Origin of the sequence: Microcoleus sp. BR0-C5, from assembly GCF_036705045.1 — a bacterium.
In the GTDB taxonomy this organism is placed as follows: Bacteria; Cyanobacteriota; Cyanobacteriia; order Cyanobacteriales; family Microcoleaceae; genus Microcoleus.
In genome coordinates, this window is sequence record NZ_JAUBTR010000016.1 from 76,376 (window position 1) to 95,595 (window position 19,220).

At 45.6% G+C, this 19,220-nt stretch carries 18 protein-coding genes; 7 read left to right on the top strand and 11 right to left on the bottom strand.

Going from position 1 to position 19,220, the window contains the following annotated elements:
• The first annotated feature begins 188 nt into the window (after positions 1 to 188).
• The 3 genes from QUB08_RS10525 (at position 189) to QUB08_RS10535 (ending at position 2,362) form a co-directional block, all read left to right on the top strand.
• On the top strand, positions 189 to 362 hold the full coding sequence (locus tag QUB08_RS10525; RefSeq protein WP_333153126.1) for a hypothetical protein: 174 nt from the start codon (positions 189 to 191) through the stop codon (positions 360 to 362).
• Between the two features lie 44 nt (positions 363 to 406).
• Positions 407 to 739 carry a hypothetical protein gene (locus QUB08_RS10530; protein WP_333224690.1) on the top strand — a complete coding sequence of 111 codons (333 nt, stop codon included), beginning with the start codon at positions 407 to 409 and terminating at the stop codon, positions 737 to 739.
• A gap of 291 nt (positions 740 to 1,030) precedes the next feature.
• Positions 1,031 to 2,362: a serine hydrolase gene (locus tag QUB08_RS10535; protein WP_333224691.1), complete on the top strand. Its 1,332-nt coding sequence runs from the start codon at positions 1,031 to 1,033 to the stop codon at positions 2,360 to 2,362.
• A gap of 86 nt (positions 2,363 to 2,448) precedes the next feature.
• Here the strand turns inward: QUB08_RS10535 and QUB08_RS10540 are convergent, their stop codons facing one another.
• The 7 genes from QUB08_RS10540 to QUB08_RS10570 all read right to left on the bottom strand — a co-directional run bounded on the left by QUB08_RS10540 (position 2,449) and on the right by QUB08_RS10570 (position 7,042).
• Positions 2,449 to 2,820 carry a DUF4342 domain-containing protein gene (locus QUB08_RS10540; RefSeq protein ID WP_333224692.1) on the bottom strand — a complete coding sequence of 124 codons (372 nt, stop codon included), beginning with the start codon at positions 2,818 to 2,820 and terminating at the stop codon, positions 2,449 to 2,451.
• Positions 2,821 to 3,599: 779 nt separating this feature from the next.
• Positions 3,600 to 4,175, bottom strand: a complete 576-nt coding sequence (locus QUB08_RS10545; protein WP_333224693.1) for a TMEM175 family protein — start codon at positions 4,173 to 4,175, stop codon at positions 3,600 to 3,602.
• A 368-nt stretch (positions 4,176 to 4,543) separates the two neighbouring features.
• Positions 4,544 to 4,891, bottom strand: a complete 348-nt coding sequence (locus QUB08_RS10550; RefSeq protein WP_333224694.1) for a DUF5615 family PIN-like protein — start codon at positions 4,889 to 4,891, stop codon at positions 4,544 to 4,546.
• The gene (locus QUB08_RS10555; RefSeq protein ID WP_333224695.1) at positions 4,881 to 5,264 is read right to left on the bottom strand and encodes a hypothetical protein; all 384 of its coding nucleotides are present in this window, start codon (positions 5,262 to 5,264) and stop codon (positions 4,881 to 4,883) included. Before QUB08_RS10555 ends, QUB08_RS10550 begins: the two co-directional genes overlap by 11 nt.
• A gap of 128 nt (positions 5,265 to 5,392) precedes the next feature.
• Positions 5,393 to 5,767 carry a DUF5615 family PIN-like protein gene (locus tag QUB08_RS10560; protein ID WP_333224696.1) on the bottom strand — a complete coding sequence of 125 codons (375 nt, stop codon included), beginning with the start codon at positions 5,765 to 5,767 and terminating at the stop codon, positions 5,393 to 5,395.
• Positions 5,751 to 5,993, bottom strand: coding sequence for a DUF433 domain-containing protein (locus QUB08_RS10565; protein WP_333224697.1), 243 nt, complete (start codon positions 5,991 to 5,993; stop codon positions 5,751 to 5,753). The genes QUB08_RS10560 and QUB08_RS10565 overlap by 17 nt, the downstream gene beginning before the upstream one ends.
• 131 nt (positions 5,994 to 6,124) lie before the next feature.
• Positions 6,125 to 7,042 (bottom strand): abortive infection family protein, encoded by a 918-nt coding sequence (locus QUB08_RS10570; RefSeq protein WP_333224698.1) that lies wholly within the window; start codon positions 7,040 to 7,042, stop codon positions 6,125 to 6,127.
• A gap of 161 nt (positions 7,043 to 7,203) precedes the next feature.
• On the opposite strand from QUB08_RS10570, the gene QUB08_RS10575 reads away from it, so the two are divergent.
• The 4 genes from QUB08_RS10575 to QUB08_RS10590 all read left to right on the top strand — a co-directional run bounded on the left by QUB08_RS10575 (position 7,204) and on the right by QUB08_RS10590 (position 13,401).
• A complete protein-coding gene (locus QUB08_RS10575) occupies positions 7,204 to 9,126 on the top strand; it encodes an ATP-binding cassette domain-containing protein (RefSeq protein ID WP_333224699.1) in 1,923 nt (640 codons plus the stop codon).
• Positions 9,127 to 9,637: 511 nt separating this feature from the next.
• Positions 9,638 to 10,783: a hypothetical protein gene (locus QUB08_RS10580; RefSeq protein ID WP_333153117.1), complete on the top strand. Its 1,146-nt coding sequence runs from the start codon at positions 9,638 to 9,640 to the stop codon at positions 10,781 to 10,783.
• A 465-nt stretch (positions 10,784 to 11,248) separates the two neighbouring features.
• Complete coding sequence (locus QUB08_RS10585; protein WP_333224700.1) at positions 11,249 to 12,490, top strand: hypothetical protein; 1,242 nt, start codon at positions 11,249 to 11,251, stop codon at positions 12,488 to 12,490.
• Positions 12,491 to 12,825: 335 nt separating this feature from the next.
• On the top strand, positions 12,826 to 13,401 hold the full coding sequence (locus QUB08_RS10590; RefSeq protein WP_333224701.1) for a TIGR04376 family protein: 576 nt from the start codon (positions 12,826 to 12,828) through the stop codon (positions 13,399 to 13,401).
• A 201-nt stretch (positions 13,402 to 13,602) separates the two neighbouring features.
• On the opposite strand, the gene QUB08_RS10595 is transcribed toward QUB08_RS10590, so the two are convergent.
• The 4 genes from QUB08_RS10595 to cbiD form a co-directional block, all read right to left on the bottom strand.
• Positions 13,603 to 14,499, bottom strand: a complete 897-nt coding sequence (locus QUB08_RS10595) for a pirin family protein (protein ID WP_333224702.1) — start codon at positions 14,497 to 14,499, stop codon at positions 13,603 to 13,605.
• Positions 14,500 to 15,162: 663 nt separating this feature from the next.
• Positions 15,163 to 15,378, bottom strand: a complete 216-nt coding sequence (locus QUB08_RS10600) for a hypothetical protein (protein WP_333054638.1) — start codon at positions 15,376 to 15,378, stop codon at positions 15,163 to 15,165.
• A 498-nt stretch (positions 15,379 to 15,876) separates the two neighbouring features.
• Positions 15,877 to 17,490, bottom strand: coding sequence for a glutamine-hydrolyzing GMP synthase (gene guaA / locus QUB08_RS10605; protein ID WP_445300907.1), 1,614 nt, complete (start codon positions 17,488 to 17,490; stop codon positions 15,877 to 15,879).
• Between the two features lie 332 nt (positions 17,491 to 17,822).
• Entirely contained in the window at positions 17,823 to 18,944 is a 1,122-nt protein-coding gene (gene cbiD / locus QUB08_RS10610) for a cobalt-precorrin-5B (C(1))-methyltransferase CbiD (RefSeq protein WP_333224719.1), read from the bottom strand.
• Positions 18,945 to 19,220 lie beyond the last annotated feature (276 nt).

Sequence of the window (19,220 nt, forward strand, 5' to 3'; positions counted from 1 at the left end):
CCGGAATTTAAGGGATTTTACTTGGAGAGGTTTTTGGGGCGATCGACTCCTCAAACTCTGTCCTGATAACGGCTTCAACAGTTGAATATATTTGAGGAGAAAAAGTTTTTCTTAACTCCCCAATCTCCGCCGCTAATGACGATTTAACTTTTTAGAGTAGATACACGAAGCAAAAAAGGAGAACCCAAATGAACAAAATCTTACACAGACTGGCAATGGCCGCTTTGGGAACTGCCGCCATTTTCACAATTAATACACTTAATAATTTAACAGAAGCATCAGCCGCTGGTAAATTTGACCAACCAGAAATTTATCAAAACACAGTTTTTCCACTTGGCGTACCGGGTCAGTTCCATAAATAGGGCAATCCATTGATTGATTGATTTAATTGAATTAAGGAGAAATTATGAAGTCTACACTGTGTTCGCCACAACCTATAGCTACCAAATCTGAGTCCGTTGACGCTGAGGCGATCGATGCCTGCACTGCACTTGCATGGGTGGAATTGGTAGCATTAGATGCCAGCGCTCTGACGGGGGATGATTGGCTGGCTTTGTGCGATGATATAGATAGCGGGGAAATCTACCGCTGCTGGTTTTTGTGGCGCGATCGCGAAGTTAGCGGTAATTGGGAAGCTTACGATCCTTTGAGCGATCGCCGATTTGTTGCTAAAGGAAAAGTGTTTCTCAAAGCCGCGATCGACTCCCTTGAAGATGCTAGAAATCGGGAAGTCGCCTAACTTGAATTCATTTCAGAGGAAGAAAATTTGTGTCTACAAAACAATAATTCTGCCAAGAGAATTCGCCAGTGTACAAAGTTTTGTCCGCCTGCACGAGGCAGGAAGAAAAAGGGGTAATAGAACCGGATTTGATATGAGTCCGGGAAACGGAATACTCTCAAAGAAAATAAAAAAATTACGGCTGCGGGCAAGAGTTGACTGTATGATGCTAGGTGCTTCGCCTCGAAAGCGGTTGATAACGTTTTTTCAGCCGCTTTCTCGTTGCAGCCGTTAAACTCTTTCTCTTCACACATGACTCCTAAACTGCGATGGCTGTTGCCGGCCGCCCTTAGCCTTTTCTCGATCGCCCTGCCCGCAAAAGCTGATACACTAACATCTTGGCACTTCGATGCCCGCGAAAACCAACTCAATTTAACTACGGATTCAGGAGTTCAGCCGGAAGTCAAACTCATTGCAAATCCCACTCGCTTAGTAATTGACTTACCTGGAATAGTCTTGGAGTATCCCGAAAGTCCTCAAAGCTACAACTCAGCTATTCAACAAATTAGAGTCGGGCAGTTTGACACGGAAACTACCAGGTTAGTGATACAATTAACTCCCGGTTATAAGTTAGACCCGCAAAAAGTCCGAGTCATTAGAGAATCTGCCACGCGCTGGTCCTTTCAGTTGCCGAATCCAGAGCAAATAGCGGGGAACGAGTCTTTTATCCCCACAGCTATTACCGGCATAGAACAAGCAGCAGGTCAAGTTACGCCCACTGTTTCGCCGGGAAATCAGAGAAACTATTCCGCTGATTTGGCGATGTCAACAGGCTCGGAAATGATAGCCATCAAGCCTCAAATCCAAAGTGCGATCGAACAGTATAGATCCCTGAGCGCCGGAATGTTTTTTCTGGATTTAGATACAGGAAACTATTTGGATATCAAGGGCGATCGAGTATTTCCGGCAGCCAGTACCATCAAACTACCAATTCTGATTGCTTTTTATCAAGATGTAGATGCAGGCAAAGTTAGCCTAGACGAAACATTAGTTATGAAGTCCGACTTAGTTGCCAGCGGCTCTGGAACTATGCAAGACGAACCTGATGGAACTCGGTTTAGCATCAGAGAAACCGTAGATAAAATGATTACCATCAGCGACAATACAGCCACCAATATGATTATTGAACGTTTGGGGGGAATTGCTAAACTCAACGAGCGTTTTCGCAGTTGGGGATTAACTGATACCAGAATTCGCAATTGGCTCGGCGATTTTCAAGGAACAAATACCACAAGTTCTGTGGATATGGTAAAGTTGCTGGCGATGCTGTCTCGCGATAAATTAGTTTCTGAATCCAGTCGGGAACAAGCTTTAGAATTACTGCGGCATACTACAACTAGAACGCTTTTGCCTTCCGGTTTGGGGCCGGGAGCCGTGATTGCTGACAAAACCGGAGATATCGGCTTTGTAGTTGGCGATGCGGGAATTATTGATATGCCCAACGGTAAGCGTTATTTGGCCGCAATCTTTGTCAAACGTCCTTACAATGACCCGATTGTAAGAGATTTTGTGCGTCGGATTTCGCGGATTGTTTACAATTATTTAGACCAACCTGCGGCGAAAGTACCGGATAATTTGCGTTGATCAGACAATTCGGCGGTTGAAATCGCTACTAAACAAACAAAGTCCGCCTTCGCGGACTTGAAGAGAAGATTTTTAATTACTAATCACTATTCTTTGCGCTCGATTGCTACAGTCAAATGAGCCACAACTGCCCCCACTGTAGCCAGTACAGCAGCAATTGGAAAGACTACTGATCCTGCAACGCCGCCTACCAATCCCGCCATCAGCGGAATGTCTGCCAAAGTCCGCCCTTGCGAGTTTTTGATGACGAGGCGGCGGAGTTTTCCTTGCTGAATTAGTTCTTTGACTTTAGCAATTAAACTGTCGGTGCTAATCTTAAATTCTTCCACTCTGACTTTTTCCTCTGTTACAAATTCTGAGGCGAATACATGAGTTTCAACTGTTGGGTTGGCTGAATTCCCGGCCGCTGCTGTTTCGTCTTGTAGAATTGTTACTTGTTGTTCTAGTTGTGAGTTCATTTTGTGTAAGGGCGGGTGAAAACCAGCCGTTTAATTTCTATACCCTTATCTTCGGCGATCGCACTTGGGAATGACAGGCAAGGAAACCCTACAATCTGCATTCGTACTTTCCACCCCTGCCTTTTTACTCAAAACTTTATTTTTGTGGCGTTAAATCAGGGCGGGTTTATGTATTCCTAAAGGTAGAGAAAATATTATTGAAACCACCCGTCTCTAGATACAAGTAAGGTTCACACTGCTAGCCCGCGTCTTGGTGGCTGCTGTGTGTTGAATTTTTAAGTTGGACGCCAAGCGAACTAAAGTCAGCGAAAATTATTAAAATTAAAACTTTATATTTCTACAATGACTTCAAAAGTGATTGCTATCTAGGCACAATCAAGCTATGGCTTGCAATGCCAGTTCTCAAAAGCATCTCAGAGATAGCGATCGCACTGGCGAATTACAATAAAATCAGAGAATGAAGAAAGGTTCCGGCCGTCGCGACGAAAGTACGATCGTCAAGCTGGAATTCAATCTCTCGGTTTTGAACCTAAAATGATTCATTTTCTCGGTTGTGCCGATGGGTCAGCGTACCGCCACCAGGTGCAACAATTCCTTCACAAAGCGCCTAGGCTTCCCCTGTTTCTTCACCAATTGATTTTAAGGTATAGAGGTATTGACAAAAGTAGTAATAACTACTTTTGCCAGCTTAAAGAAAAAGTCTGTTTTGATGAATTGTCATTTGTTAATCGGTAAAACGAAGTGTTAGCGGGCTAAGATGGCTTTTTGTTGAACATTGTTCACGAATTCAGAGTTTTCTCAATACGCCGATCGGGGATAAGCCACACGATCGCAACTAAAACATAGAGCATGAAAGCCAACCATGAGTTGACAAATGAAAGCAGGATTGCTACGGTATAAATCAGCACTGATACTTTACCCTTAAAGTCTCGCCCCAGTGCAATTGCCAGAGTGGAATCTTTACCGTGGTGAGAAATAAGGACACGAGTAAGAATGAAGTAAGCGATCGCAGCCAACAACAGCACTGTGCCATAAAGCGCAACTGGCCAGGCCGCGAAGTGGTTCTCGCCTGTCCAGGCAGTGACAAAGGGAATGAGTGACAACCAGAACAGCAGATGCAAATTAGCCCACAACACATTACCATTGACGTGCCGAGCCGCCTGTAACAAGTGATGGTGGTTGTTCCAGTAGATACCCAGATAAATAAAACTGAGTACATAGCTCAGAAATACTGGAACTAGCGGACGCAGCGCAGCTAAATCAGCTTCATGGGGCACTTTCAATTCCAGCACCATAATGGTGATGAGAATGGCGATTACACCATCGCTGAATGCTTCTAACCTGCCTTTACCCATTTTTGTACATCCTCCTTTTTTGCTGGCGCGGCCGATCGCTTCTCATTCCAAAAATAACTTAGCATAAGGTCGGTTGCAGTGATGTGCTATACCGATGGGCGATCGCTGGGACTTACCAACAAAGCCAACGATTTTGCTTGCCTAATCTCGGCTGAAAACAGATAACCTTAACGGACTTTTCGCTTATATGTTTAAGCAGTCGATCGGCATATCGGCATATCTCCTTATAAATACCCGATCGCGCAACGGGTAAAACGGGAGAAGCAGTTGTTGAAATAAAAAGAGCGATCGATTAAGGAAGCGCGTAAGATTGTATAATAGCAGGTAACAATGAGACTTCTATTTTGCATTTTTCCAAAATTTTCTCGTTAATAATTCCATTGATTCAGAACCACAAACTGATTATTGAGTTCATATTCGGCTGTTTCTAAATTATCAATTGCCTTCACTATCGCCTGATAACTCATATTCTTAGAAGCTTCAGAATCTTGATAAACTGCCAAAATTCCTGAATGTTCTGGGTTCGCTTGATGCAATTGCTGAAAGTCATCACAATTGCGTGTAAGTAGCACTCTCTCATTTTCTCTGGCAGCGTCTAGCACGACTGAATCTGGATGATTCATTAAATCCAAGGTATTGACTGTGGCTACATCGTGATCGGCTGCCTCAAGAAGATTGACTAAATACTTTGCTTGAGTATCTTCGTCAAGCAGCATTCGTAGACTCAACTTGGACTCCTTTTACTTCCAATCGATAGCGTTCCTCGTCTGCTTCTAATTTTAAAAGTTCTTGATTATTCTCACAGTAATCAATCACCTCATAGATAGCAGAAAGTGGTAAATCCCAGTTTTCGGCGGCTTGTTCCGGTGACATCCCATTAGCAGTCATGTCTCGCAAAATAGTCGATGCTAGTAATTTACGTCCCTTAATATAAAGTTGTTTGCGCCAAGCATGAGGACGCGAAACTAAATATTGCCAATTTTCGATTTCTGGTGTACTTTGCAGCGATTGAACGATCGCACCTAGCAGGGCAAGGCGATCGCTGACTGATAGTTGGCTGGCTTTTTCTTTAAGCTCTTGCAAGGACATAAAAAAATACTCCAACAAAGGTTGGTATCTGAATTATAGTACATTGGAAGGCGTGGACAATCGAGATTGACATAAACCTTTTGAGCATCAGGGTCACGTAAATGACTGTTTATACTGATGACTATTTTTTAGACATCCGGTATGAGTGGCAGACGACGAATACGAATACGGCTTGGCTCGACCGAAATGGCCGCTCCTTGTTCTAAATCCTCCTCGCACTCAGCAATTACCATCAGCAGCAAATCCGTTAATGCTTGGGCGCGTAACCTTTCAATCCGAACGCGAATAACTGAGGGAGAAGCTGCTTCATCAAGTGCTAGCAATGTATGAAAATCTGCATCGAGTGTAACAACCACACGTTCCTCAACTCTTGCTTTCTCGATGATTTCGGCATCTTCGGCTTGAGACATATCAATTTCACCAACATGGATGGTGTCGATACCTGCATCACGTAATAATGCTGCCGCAGAAAGTGGTAATCCTTGGTCAAGCAACAGCTTCATAGCGATTAGGTAGCTCAATGATGCGATCGTCAAGGTAAGAGGATACAAAAATTAGGGCTTGCCGGATATCTTCATCCTCTAGTTCTGGAAACTCTTGATGTAGTTCTTCTCGATCGGGATAAGTTGCTAGCAGCTCGATCACTCGACGAACAGTAAGCCGAAGATCGCGAATACATGGTTGCCCGTTCATCCGCTTTGGATTGCTTGTAATACGATCTATTTTCATTTAGATTCATCTGAACTCTTCATTATTATCTTATATGCTCTATGGTCAGTTCGGAAACTTAGCAGGATAAATCTCTATGCAAACTATTTTTATAAGCCTTCATTTTTATAATCTCAACTAATAACGAATGGTTAGTCCTTTGTTTTAGTTTTAGAACGTTCATTGTGAGTTTCTACCAAGAAAACAGCAAGCGTTGATGCAGCTCCTACTGCTAATCTTGCGTGACGTGGCAGTAATCCTTTTGTGCCAGCCACTTTTCCATGACCTGTTCCATAGTGATTTCGTAATTCATTGACTCCTTGCGTGATGGTGGCGAGATTACTGAGTAATCGCTTGATTGTGTCGCTGGCTTTAGCTTTTTCTGGAATATCATCTGGGGTTAGTTCTAGCTCTTTGATGGTTAGCTTAACTAATTCTGGAATGTCTACACTCTTTGAAAATGCGATTCCTCGATTAGTCAGAATAGTCTTACAGCACGTTTCAACGAGTTCTTTTGCTGTGCCTATTGCTAGGCTTGGATCGTTGCTGACAGCCACATCCATTCGAGTGATTTGTTGTGCTACATATCCTGGGTCTGTTCCTGCCAGAGTTTCGCGTGCGGCCGATATTCCGGGGACTTTTGTTAGCCCAACATATCTTCCTGAATACACGGGCTTTGCTGATAACCTAGTGACTTCAAATAATTGAAAACCGTCATTTTGAAGGTGTTGATTATATAACTGGCAGATTCGCTCTGTTTCGGTAACATCCGATCGAACAACTGGATGAAGTGTTTCACATAAGAATCTAAGAAATACTTCGTCATCCCCGTTTATTAGACCAAATCGACTGTCATAGAAAACCCAATCATCCTCCCAGTCATCATTATTAATTCTGTGCTGAAATATGTCGCCAGCAGCATTATTAAATCGCGAATCTGTTGATGGCATACTTTGTAAATCAAAAAGGCGAGAAAGAAATTCAGATTCTTCTAACCGGCCAGACCAGTTTATTTTTTCTATCGCCATAGATTCAAAAATATCGCGTCTAGTAACTTGTGAAATTTTCATATTTCTAGTCAACGTTCTTTTTGTGAATTGAGCCGATAGAGAGGTGCGGTATTTGGCTAACTTAGTATTCTATTGCAGGTGCGGTACAATACATGATATAAGCTAAAGTACCACAACTCGCTTATGTATGTCAAAAGTTAGGTAGATAATTTTATATACTCATGACTATTTTTACTCTGCGATCGATCAAAAAAGACTTCGGCATCAAGGAACTCTTGACAGATGCCAGTTTCAGCCTGGATGAAGGCGATAAAGTCGGACTCATCGGCACCAACGGTTCCGGGAAATCAACCCTGCTGAAAATGATTGCCGGTATGGAGTCGATCGACTCTGGCGATCGCTGGGTCAATCCAGGGTCTACAATTGTCTATCTCCCCCAACAGCCGGATTTAGACGAAAATCACACTGTCTTAGAGCAAGTATTTGCCGACAGCGGCGAACAAATGGCTTTAGTGCGCGAATACGAGGAAATTTCCGATCAACTGTCCCACGGCAAAGGCGATACAGACAAGTTGATGGCGCGTCTGTCTGCAGTGTCTGAACGCATCGATGAGGTGGATGCGTGGGATTTGGAAACGAAGGCGAAATTGATTTTGACCAAGTTGGGGATTGAGGATTTTGATGCGAAAATTGCCGACTTGTCCGGCGGCTACCGCAAGCGAATTGCCTTAGCAACAGCCTTGTTGTCAGAGCCCGATGTGTTGCTGATGGATGAACCGACAAACCACTTGGATGCGTTGTCTGTGGAGTGGTTGCAGAATTATTTGAACGGCTATCGCGGTGCTTTGCTGCTGATTACGCACGATCGCTATTTTCTCGATCGCGTTACCAATCGCATCCTGGAGATCGATCGCGGCGACCTTTACAATTATGCTGGCAATTACGCTTATTACTTGGAGAAAAAAGCCCTAGCTGAAGAATCGGCCGCCAGCACTCAGCGCAAATTCTCGGGAGTATTGCGGCGCGAGTTGGAATGGCTGAAGAAGGGGCCGAAGGCGCGCAGTACCAAGCAAAAAGCTCGGATCGATCGCATTAAAGATATGCGAGCAGAGGAATTCAAAACAGCCAACGGCAAAGTCGAGATTGCGACAGCGGGCCGCCGGATTGGTAAGAAGGTGATTGAGTTACTGAATATCTGTAAAGCTTACGGCGATCGCACTTTAATTAAAGATTTTACCTACAATTTCACACCCGAAGACCGGATAGGAATTATTGGCTGCAACGGTGCGGGAAAATCGACGCTGATGGATATCATCACCGGACGCATTCAGCCGGATTCGGGTACTGTCGAAATTGGCACAACCATTCATATCGGTTATTTTGACCAGCATTCAGAGGATTTGACGCCCAACGAAGACCAGCGAGTTATTGAATACTTGAAAAGTGTGGCGGAGTTGGTGCAAACGGCGGACGGGGAAATCATTACCGCTTCTCAAATGTTGGAAAAGTTTCTGTTTCCACCGAACCAACAGTATGCACCGATTAACAAACTTTCGGGCGGGGAAAAGCGCCGATTATTTCTGTTGAAAGTGCTGATGAGTGCGCCGAACGTGCTGATTTTGGACGAACCGACAAACGACTTAGACGTGCAGACTTTGGCGGTTTTGGAGGATTATCTCGAAGATTTTAACGGCTGCGTGATTGTGGTGTCCCACGATCGCTATTTTCTCGATCGCACTATCGACATGGTTTTCGCCTTGGAACCGGGCGGCAATTTGCGCTTGTATCCCGGCAATTATTCTGTCTATTTAGACTACAAAAAAGCGGAAGAAGCCAAGGAAATCAAAGGGCAAAAAGAAAAAGAAAAACTTACACGCACCGCTGAATCCAACAATTCAAAAGCCCAAACTTCTAGTCAAAAATCTACCAAAGTTTCCTTCAATGATAAGCGGGAATACGAACAATTAGAAAGTCTAATTCCGCAGATGGAAGCTGAGAAACAAGAGATTGAGAAGAGGTTGTCTAACAATGCTCCAAGCGGGTTTGCCGAGGTGAAGAAGTTATCGGATCGTTTGGCTCAGTTGACGCAGCAGATCGATCGGGCGACTGAGCGCTGGTTGGAATTGGCCGAACGGGTGGGTTAATTTGGGGTTGCTGAAATTGGAAATATTTTAAGAGATGTTTTCGATGGCTTCACAAATTTACTGAGAAACGATAAAGAGCTTGGGAAGCATATCGCTCTGAAAAGAAGATACACAGCACCCCATGGCTGTTGACAAAAAGTTGTGTTGGTGATATACAAAAGTTACCCAAAAACCTGGTTTTGTGACAAAAAAACTGCATTTGAGCTTTTAACTAGGAGTGAAAAACCAGGTTTATTTGGTATTTCTGCGTAAGTCCTATTATTAAATAATCAATGCAGTAGTTTTACAAAAATTACCCTCAACAATCAACAACCCAATCCAGCATCAGGAATTTTCGTCAGTAATTTTCAGCAGAGTAGATCTAACTTAAACTATCTTGGATGCAGAAATCCCGTTAATTCCGGTAATTGCTTGATTGCAGTTCAATTACCATAGCTAACAATCCGGTTTCTCAGCCGATTCTGCTCAGCGACTGTAAAAAAAATCATCTTAGTCCGAGGAATACGATCAGATGAACAACAATCGACTGAAAGCTCACACAATCTCAGCTCTGGTGAGCTTAGCATTAACTGCTGCCCTTTTTACCTATTCCCCAGTCGCCGCTCAAAATACTCCCACCAATTTCCCCGCAGCCGCACCAAGGTCAACCACCGCAGCCACAGCCCCGACAACACCGCCCCTAGAAACTCCCAAAGCTGGTCTCAAAAGTCCTCCCAACGCTGACAAGCCAACAGAAGTTGCCATCGGTTTCTATTTGACCAACATCGGTCGCATTAATCAATCAGATGAAACTTTTGATGTCAGCGGTTATTTGTCGGCCACTTGGCAAGACCGGCGCCTAGCATTTGACCCCAATGCAGTTGGCGACACAGAAATTCGCTACACTCCCGAAAAAATATGGGAACCAGTTTTAACAATTGTCAACTCTCCATCAGCGGCGAAAAAAGGCGCGGTGGAATTAACCGCGCAGCCCGACGGCACCGTCACTTATTTAGAACTCGTTAACGCCACTGTATCATCTGACTTAAATTTGAGAAAGTTTCCCTTTGATTCGCAAACAGCTAAGGTTGTTTTGGAATCATTGTCTTTTGATGACCGACGTGTAGTTTTCCAAAAAGATCCCAAGCTGACTGGATACAGCAAGGATTCTTTCGTTTCTTTATCCGAATGGCAAATTAGGGAATTGAAAAGTACAGTCACTTCCAACAAATTTGAACTAGAAAATAAAAACTATTCGCGATACACTTTTGAACTTAAACTCAAGCGCAATTACCAGTTTTACCTATTTAAAGTCTTTAGTCCCCTGCTGCTAATTACGCTGCTTTCTTGGGCGACTTTTTGGATGGATGGAAACACGGCTTTTAACCCTCAGATGAGTGTAGGCATGACCAGCACCCTCACGGCAATAACTTTTAACTTCACTGTTGCTAATGCTTTGCCGAGATTATCTTACATGACTCTGCTGGATGCCTACATATTTATCTGTTATATTTTTTTCTTTTTGGCGATTCAGGCTAATGTCACCGTGCATTTCTTGCAAAAAAACCACAAAAAACCAGATTTCACCGCTGGGATGATGCAAATGTTTCGCTGGATTTTTCCCTTAGCTTTTATCCTCTGTCAAGGGATAGTAATGACAATATTTTGGCTGTCATGAAGTTGAAATTGGGAGTTGGGATTAAAATTATTTTCCAAAATCCAATTTTAAGCAAACGGACAAAGAAACTTAAGACGGGTAAAAGTCTGAAATCCTTGTCAAAGCTGCAAAGCGATCGGAAACAGCGACAAAAAACCCGCTTTTTTTGCGATCGCCTTAAGTAAAGCTGTGTGTCAAAAACTGCGAAGCCCCGGAGGGTGGGGTTGACAAAAGCAGTAGAATATGCAGAAAAAGTCAGGGTAAGCAAATAAGACTGGCAGCAGAAAACAGGGGCGAAAAGGCCCAAAACAGGTAAAACAAAAGTCGATCGGGCAAAGTAAGTTGGCCGAGGACTAAAAATATGGTGATGAGTGAGATACAATTGACCTGTTCTGAGCCAAGAATTGGTCAACATCACAAGTATCCTGTAGAAGTCTGAAGTTGAGAATCTCAGGGTTGTCGAGGAGCGGGAGCAAACAGAAAACTATGCCTCAAAAAGTAATCGCCGAACAGATGTCTTGGGAATCAGCGTCAGAGCCGATCGCCGTGAGGGCGACGGTGGAAACAGTGCCAGCCGAAGCAGTGGCAGTAGAGTCCTACGCCGATCGGTTGATGGACGAACTGTTTGAAGGAGTTGATCGAGCATTCGACGGCAGCGGCGGACTGCCATCGGAACCAGTGCAGCCAGAATTCGTGGCGCTCAAGTCGATATCGGTACCTCAAATAGTTTTGTCGCAGTTGGCACCCCCCCAGTCGCAGCGGGGCGAAAAAGACGTAGAAGCGATCGCCCGCCAAGTCGCCCTAGAAACAACCAAAAAACAGCAGTCCAAACAATCATTCGACAGAATCCTGCTGGGAGCAGCATGTGGGTCGCTGCTGCTAGTCATGGGGTTATGGCTCGCAAGCAGGTCGGGACTCGTGCGCTTGCCCGCCACCCAGGCACCAGAGAGGCCGACAGCAAGTGGCAAAACAGCACCAGACACCCAGTTTGTCGAATACGTGCAGCGATCCCTAGAAGCGATCGAACAAAAAAAAGCACCCCAGGCTAACCCCCAACTTGCAGGAGTTCCCCCAGCCCCCACCCCAGGGACGCTGCCGAGCATTCAAATTTCCGGCGCGCCGCCCGCAACCGCAGGTCTTTCTACCGCAGTCAACCGCATCGCTGATGCCCTAGAACAAGCCGGCGCGCAGCCGGGAGCACCTGCACCCCAAATCGTAGTCATCCCTCCCCCCGCTCAGGTGACTGTAGCTCCGCCTGCTCAGGTGGCGGCAGCTCCGGCAGCTCCGGCAGCTCCGGCAGCTCCTCAAACCGCGGCAGTTTCCCCCTCGCCTGCTGCTCCAGCCTCCGGTCGTGCGATCGCCGCTGCGGGAAATCGAGATCCCCTCGCCGCTTCCCCTTCCCCCTCGGAGTCTCCCCAGCCAAAGATTTTGGCTCGCGAAACCGAACCGGCACCAGCGCCCGCAGCAGCCCAGCAATCTGCGCCCGCGCCCGAGCAATCGGCACCTGCCGTTAGCAGCGCCCCGACTTCCGCCCACACGCTGGTAGGGATTTTGGAGTTGGGCGATCGATCGGCTGCTTTGTTTGAAGTAGACGGCGTAGCCCGCAGAATTTATGTCGGCGAAAGCATCGGCGCTAGCGGTTGGACGCTGGCAGAAATCAAAAATCAAGAAGCAGTGATTCGCAAGGGAGGAGATGTGCGATCGGTTTTTGTCGGGCAAAAGTTCTAATCAGTCATCAGTTATGAGTCATTAGTCATCAGTCATTAGTTATGAGTTAGGTCATCGGTAATCAGTAATAGGCAGCGATCGGGCTTTATATCAGGAGCAGTGAAAACAGTTATAATATAGGAACCGCCAAGACGTTCTTAATTGCTGAAACCAGTGCTCTTATTGCTTCTTCCTTCTATCCGTTAAATCGCTTACCCACTTCGTTACCGAACTTTCTTCTGCTATAACTAACAACTCAGGATCGATAATCGATCGCCAGTGACTAAGAACCAATGACTAATAACTAATGACCAATGACTAATGACTCATAACTGATGACTGAGGAATTATAAAAAATGGGCTTATTTGATGATTTCAGCCGCTTTCTAGAAACCAGATTAGAAGAATTTTTGCGTAGCAATCCCCATCTCGAATTGCAGGCAATAGAAGAACAACTGAAGGAACAAGAAGAAGACACTCTGCGGCTGATTCTCGATATCCAAAAACAAGAGAAAAAACTGCAAGCCGAAATCCTCTCCGCCGCTCAAGAAATTCAGCGCTGGAACGATCGCATCAACAAAGCTAAAGCTGCTCAAAGGCTCGATTTAGCTCAAGCCGCCCAAGAGCGGCAAGCCGCTTTGCTGCGTCAGGGAAATCAGCGCTGGGGCCAAATGCAAGGCTGCAAAGAACGGATTGAAAAAGCAAAAGAACTGTACCGCCAAATTCAAGTACGGCGAAAAGAAGTCCGAGCAAAAGCGGCCGAAGCTGCAACTCGCACTACCACTAAAACAGAGCAGAATTGGGATACAAAGGGTTGGAATCAGAGTTCAAATTATAACAGTTTTAAGGCGGCAGACCCTTTAGAAGAAAAGTTTCAACGCTGGGAAGCAGACGAAGAACTCGATCGCATGAAGCGGAATATAGGCAGATAGTTACGAAAGCATCCCAATCCTGTAGGGACGGGTGAACCCGGAACTATTCGTCAACCCTCCCGACTCTCAGGTATTGCGATCGATCGATCAGACTTGATACAATTACAATCCTAAAATTCTAGGGCCAATTAATCAATCATCCCTACAATATTCTCACGTAATTAATTGGCGTTTTTTTAATTTAAATATCGCTGTGGTTATTCACAACGGTTGCTCTGCTTGAGAAGGTGGCTCTTCAGGTAGCGGAATAAACTCTGTCTCTTGAGGAACCTGAGCAAACCGTCCCTCTCTCCAATCGAGTTTAGCTTGCTCAATGCGCGAGAGGCGACTCGAAACAAAATTCCACCACTTATGGCGCTCACCAACAGGTTCACCGCCAATCACAATACAACGAGCCTTGCCTGAAGCAGAAATGTTTACTTCCGTGCCTGAATTTAGAACCGCTAACCGATGTTGTTGTAAAGGCACTCCATCAATAACAAGCCCCTCTGTTACGCTGTAAACCGCCTGTTCGCTGTAATGACCCGGTAAGGTAAATTCTCTTCCAGCAGTTAGTTGCACGTCCAGATAAATCATGGGTGAAAATATTTGAACTGGGGAAGTGCGACCATAGGCCTCACCCGCAATTAAGGTGAACGAAACTCCTGCATCCTCCCAAACAGGGAGTTCAGAAGCCGGATGATGCCGAAACCAGGGGTCGGTTTCTTCGTATTCATCGGGAAGGGCTATCCAGGTTTGGATGCCATGCAGGATGGCTTCTTTGCTGCGATCGTCATCAGGCGTGCGTTCCGAGTGGACAATGCCTCGCCCTGCAGTCATCCAGTTCACCGCACCAGGACGGATTTCTTGAACGCTGCCCACACTATCGCGATGCAGCAAAACACCTTCAAACAGGTAGGTGACGGTTGCTAAGTTGATGTGCGGATGCGGTCTGACATCCACGCCCCGGCCGGGTGGAAAAACCGCAGGGCCCAGATGGTCAAAAAAGATGAACGGGCCTACCAATGCTAAAACGTCTGAGGGAAGCAAGCGGCGGGCTTGGAACCCACCCAAATCTTGAATGTGTGGCTCAATGAGATGCTGGATGGTATCCGTCATAATGTTTATGAAGTTGGGAACGCTAATCGTCTATCTCAAAAGTGCATTATACAAAAAGCTATCCCTAGAGAGTTGTATCAGTGACTTGTTTAAACTTCCCCAACGGAAAGCCGTTGTAGAGTGTCGAGTTCTCAACCCGCTTTCTGCTTACCAAGATAATTGGGTCTAAAGCCCCGTCCTTATAGGACGGCTTTAATTGATTGCCGATTTTTGTTTTAATCCTTTAGTTGCGTTAGTATCTATTTTTCAAATTTCCTAGCATTCTATTTAAAGTAGAGTACAATGATACTTATATCACAGGTAAAATAACCGCCGATACATAAGAGACACCAAGCTCAAACGACTGGTCGGAAAATAATAATGGTTAGTGGGTGGCGAAAACCACGAAAAACATAGCTAGGCTGACTATAGCTAGGCTGACTAACGTAAGCCAAAACCAGAAAAGTAAATTTTGGGAAGTTAAAACGTACCGAGCGGGCATCCGGTAACATGAGAAGTAATTCTCGAACGCTTGGGGAGATAAAACCCTCTGGGACTAACTAAATTAGGCTCGATATTTGGTTCATTTGAACGGATATTTGTTTTAAGTATTGCCGCAAGGATAGATAGTTTTAAGGTAGGTCGCCAGAACCAAGAATCCCCACGCCTGATAGCTGGGGAATGTCAAGAGACGATGGAGAGTTCATCACTGACTTGAATCCTACCTTTGACCAGGGAGCGAATCAGACGATCGAGTGAGCCACGTTCTTCTTCACTGATAGACTCATCGAGGATGGCGGCCATCATGCCGTAGCGGTCAGCCTTGGTAACGCGGTGAGTATCGGTGACAGTGGCAATTAATTCGTTGATAGCGCCGGGGAGAAGATTAACTGGATACATGGGATTGTTTTGAACTCGACACCTTAATCATCTCGTGGTTTCTCCTAAGAGCAAGTGATGGTGCTGGTTTTTTTCCGTGATAATACTGAAAATATTGGGTGAACCAAGTCCGTGTTACAAGTGATCGAAGTCACAACATTGAAACCAATGCAGCGGTGGAACAATTAGAACCCACATTCCGCCCTTTGAGCATCTGTTGACTTGGAATTCCCTCAAAATTGACGCAAACCTCATGGCTTGGTCAAAAATACCTAAATGTGAGAGTCAAAGGGCGGAATGTGGGGAATCGCCCTTTTATCCAAAATCAAAATAAGTAGACAGACAAAAAAATTAGTCCGCCTACTTAATTGCTAAGGATCGCGAATTAAATAATTTACACTCTTGAAAGTGGAGAGTAGGGGTTGGGCGTCCCGCCCGCCCTTTCTGGACGGGCGGGACGCCCATCCCACAAGAACCATCAAACTTGTAAGTTATTTAATTCTCATTCCTAACTAGAAATCACTCCCACTCGATCGTTCCCGGTGGCTTAGAAGTAATATCGTAAACCACTCGGTTCACCCCCTTAACCTCATTCACAATCCGATTCGAGATCAGTTCCAACAAATCGTAAGGAACCCGCGCCCAATCAGCCGTCATCCCGTCTTCACTCTTAATAAATCGCAAGACGATCGGGTAAGCATAAGTGCGCTGATCGCCCATCACGCCTACACTGCGAATCGGCAGCAAAACTGCAAAAGCTTGCCAAAGTTCACCGTACAATCCGTGCCGATTAATTTCTTGGCGAACAATGAAGTCAGCATCCCGCAAAATATTTAGTCTCTCTGCGGTAACTTCTCCTATAATCCGAATCGCCAATCCCGGGCCGGGGAAAGGTTGTCGGTTCACTATTTCTTCGGGAAGCCCGATCGACCGGCCGACTTTTCGCACCTCATCCTTAAACAGTTTTCGCAGCGGTTCAATCAGCTTAAATCGCAAATCTTTCGGCAAACCGCCGACGTTGTGGTGGCTTTTAATTTTAACAGCAACTCGTTCGCCACTTTTCGGGTCTGCATTAGTGTCAGCCGACTCAATCACATCAGGATAAAGAGTGCCTTGGGCGAGGTAGTCGAAGGGGCCTAGACGCTTCGATTCTTCTTCAAATACGTTGATAAACTCGTGACCAATCCGCTTGCGTTTTACTTCAGGATCGGTAATCCCTTCAAGCTGAGCTAAAAAGCGTTCGCGAGCATTAACATACTCAACGTCAATGTGGAATTGCTCTTTAAATAATTTTACCAACCGTTCTGGTTCATACTTCCGCATAAACCCTTGGTCGATAAACATACAGGTAAGTTGGTCGCCGATCGCCTTATGCAGCAAGAAAGCCAAAGTAGAAGAATCTACACCGCCCGATAGAGCCAGCAAAACTCGTTTATCTCCCACTTGCGCGCGAATTTCGCGAATCGATTCCTCCACAAAAGTAGCAGTCGTCCAAGTCGGTTCGCACTCGCAAATGTGGTAAACAAAATTGCGAATTAAAGCTATTCCCCCGATCGAGTGAACTACTTCTGGGTGAAACTGAACCCCGTACAAATTTTTCTCGTGGTGAGCAACAGCAGCACACGGAGTATTGTCAGTGTGAGCGAGGATTTCAAAACCAGGTGGCAGTTGAGTACACGAGTCTCCGTGGCTCATCCACATCGTGCTGCCCTCTTCAACATTTGTCAGCAAATCCGTAGGATCGTCAATAAATAGCGATGCCTTGCCGTATTCGGCTAACTTAGCCCGCTCAACCGTGCCTCCGAGCTGCTTTACCATCAACTGCATCCCGTAACACACTCCCAACACCGGTATTCCCAAATTCCAAATTTCTGGGTCGCAGTGGGGTGCTTTTTCATCGTATACAGAACTTGGGCCTCCTGAAAGAATAATTCCTTTAGGATTGATAGCTTTTAACTGTTCTGCAGTAGTCCGGTAAGAAATAACTTCTGAATATACTTGAGTTTCGCGAATTCGACGAGCAATCAGTTCGGAATATTGCGAACCGAAGTCGAGAATCACGATGATCTGGCGATCAATCTGCTGCATTAAAGAGTTTGTGAGAACGGATTCAGTTTCTATTTTAGTAGTCACGGTTATTGCGTAATTCCTAAGTGCTAATTGGGCATAAAGTAGCGGACGTATCTGTCGCGATCTCTGTACAATTCTAAGGAAGGCTAGGAACCATTGGTCACTAGGAATAAATCTTATTGATACTAGATTGCCGTCAGCGATGTTAGTCGATTAATCGGGTACAGGGCCATAGATTTACTTCGATACTTACCCTAATTAATTGAATTCTTGCTTCAGAAATAACTTCCCGAAGCAACCTAGTATAATTAAGGTTTAGGGACAGAGAATTATTACTTGTTAAATATTATCCCTGACCGATGTTTTAAACAGAATTCAGGGATATTCACACTACATTAACAAATTTGGGTCAAAAATGTATCTCCTATGTCACTTTTAACAATAATTTTGCGATCGCGCCCGAACATGACCGAGCCCACGGGGATTCTTCGGTTGGTGTGAGTAAAAATGCAATCCGAGGATCGCAAGTCTATTTGTCGGGCGATGTCGCCGTAAATTTGATCGACCCAATTGCTCCCAAACTCGGCGTCTAAAGCCCGCAGTTGCCCCAGAGCCTCTTCGGCTGTCGCGGCGGCAAAAATTGCGGAACACGCATCGGCAGCCATTCCAGCTTTAGCACAGTAAGCTGTGAGAATTTCCCTGCGCCCGTCAGCGAGGTGGTGGTGAGTGTGAAAAATTCCCGCAGCCAATTTCATCAGTTTCCCGTGATAGCCAAACAGCAAAATTGACTGCACGCCCTGATATCCGGCCTCTACCAGCAGCGGGCCGAGCCAGTTAGCGGTTTTGACGAGCCTATCAGGATTAATCCCCAGTTGTCGCGCCAAATCCAAACCGTTTTCGCCGATGCAGAAAACCAAACAGTCAAACAATTCGGCTTTTTGTTGCAGTTGTTCGCGGTAAAGTTCCAACTGTCCAGGGGCACTCAGCGGCTGAGAAATGCCAGTTGTACCCAGCAGCGAAAGTCCTTCTACCACGCCGAAAGCTTCGTTAGAAGTGCGGGCGGCTAGTTGCCGCCCAGACGGCAGAATCAGGGTGACAGTAATTTTTTCTCCTCCTGCGAGTTCTCGGCTCAGATTCGATCGCAACAGTCGCATTGCGTAATCATAGATCGCCGCCCCTCCACCGACTGTGTGACGCCCTATACCTTCACCGCCGAGAATCACAATCTGCTCTCCCTCTTCCCAATTCCCCAATTCCACCATTGCCCAAACGGGGGTATTGCGAGTCAGATCGAGATTGTCCCCCGGATCGGAGCGAGTCACTCCTAAAGCGGTATCAGTTTTGAGTACAGACGCCTGTTCGATCGGAATTTCTGCAGTTATTTGCGGTTCCAGTAAATTGACTGATACGCTATCTAGAGACTGAATACCTGCGCGTAAGCACCGCAAAGCTGCAAGTGCGGCCGCACAGGCAAATACTGGCAGTGTATACCCCGATAAAGGTTGAGTTTTTGTCACGTTGTAATTCAGAAATCCGTAAATTGGCTGGCGATCGACATCACGCCTTAGCACTGATACCCCTCAAACATTTAAGTGTAATTCTAGGGTTTGCTATTATCTGCAGTTAGCGTAATTTTTGTCAACTATAATTTTGTCCTACCAGTTGGCGATCCTCGTAGAGGATCGCCAATAACCCACTCCGAAGCTTTATCGGCACCTGGGGGCGATTTTCACAAAAAACCCGGAATCTCGATCCCCAGCGCTGGGACTGAACAAACGCATTCCAGGAATTAG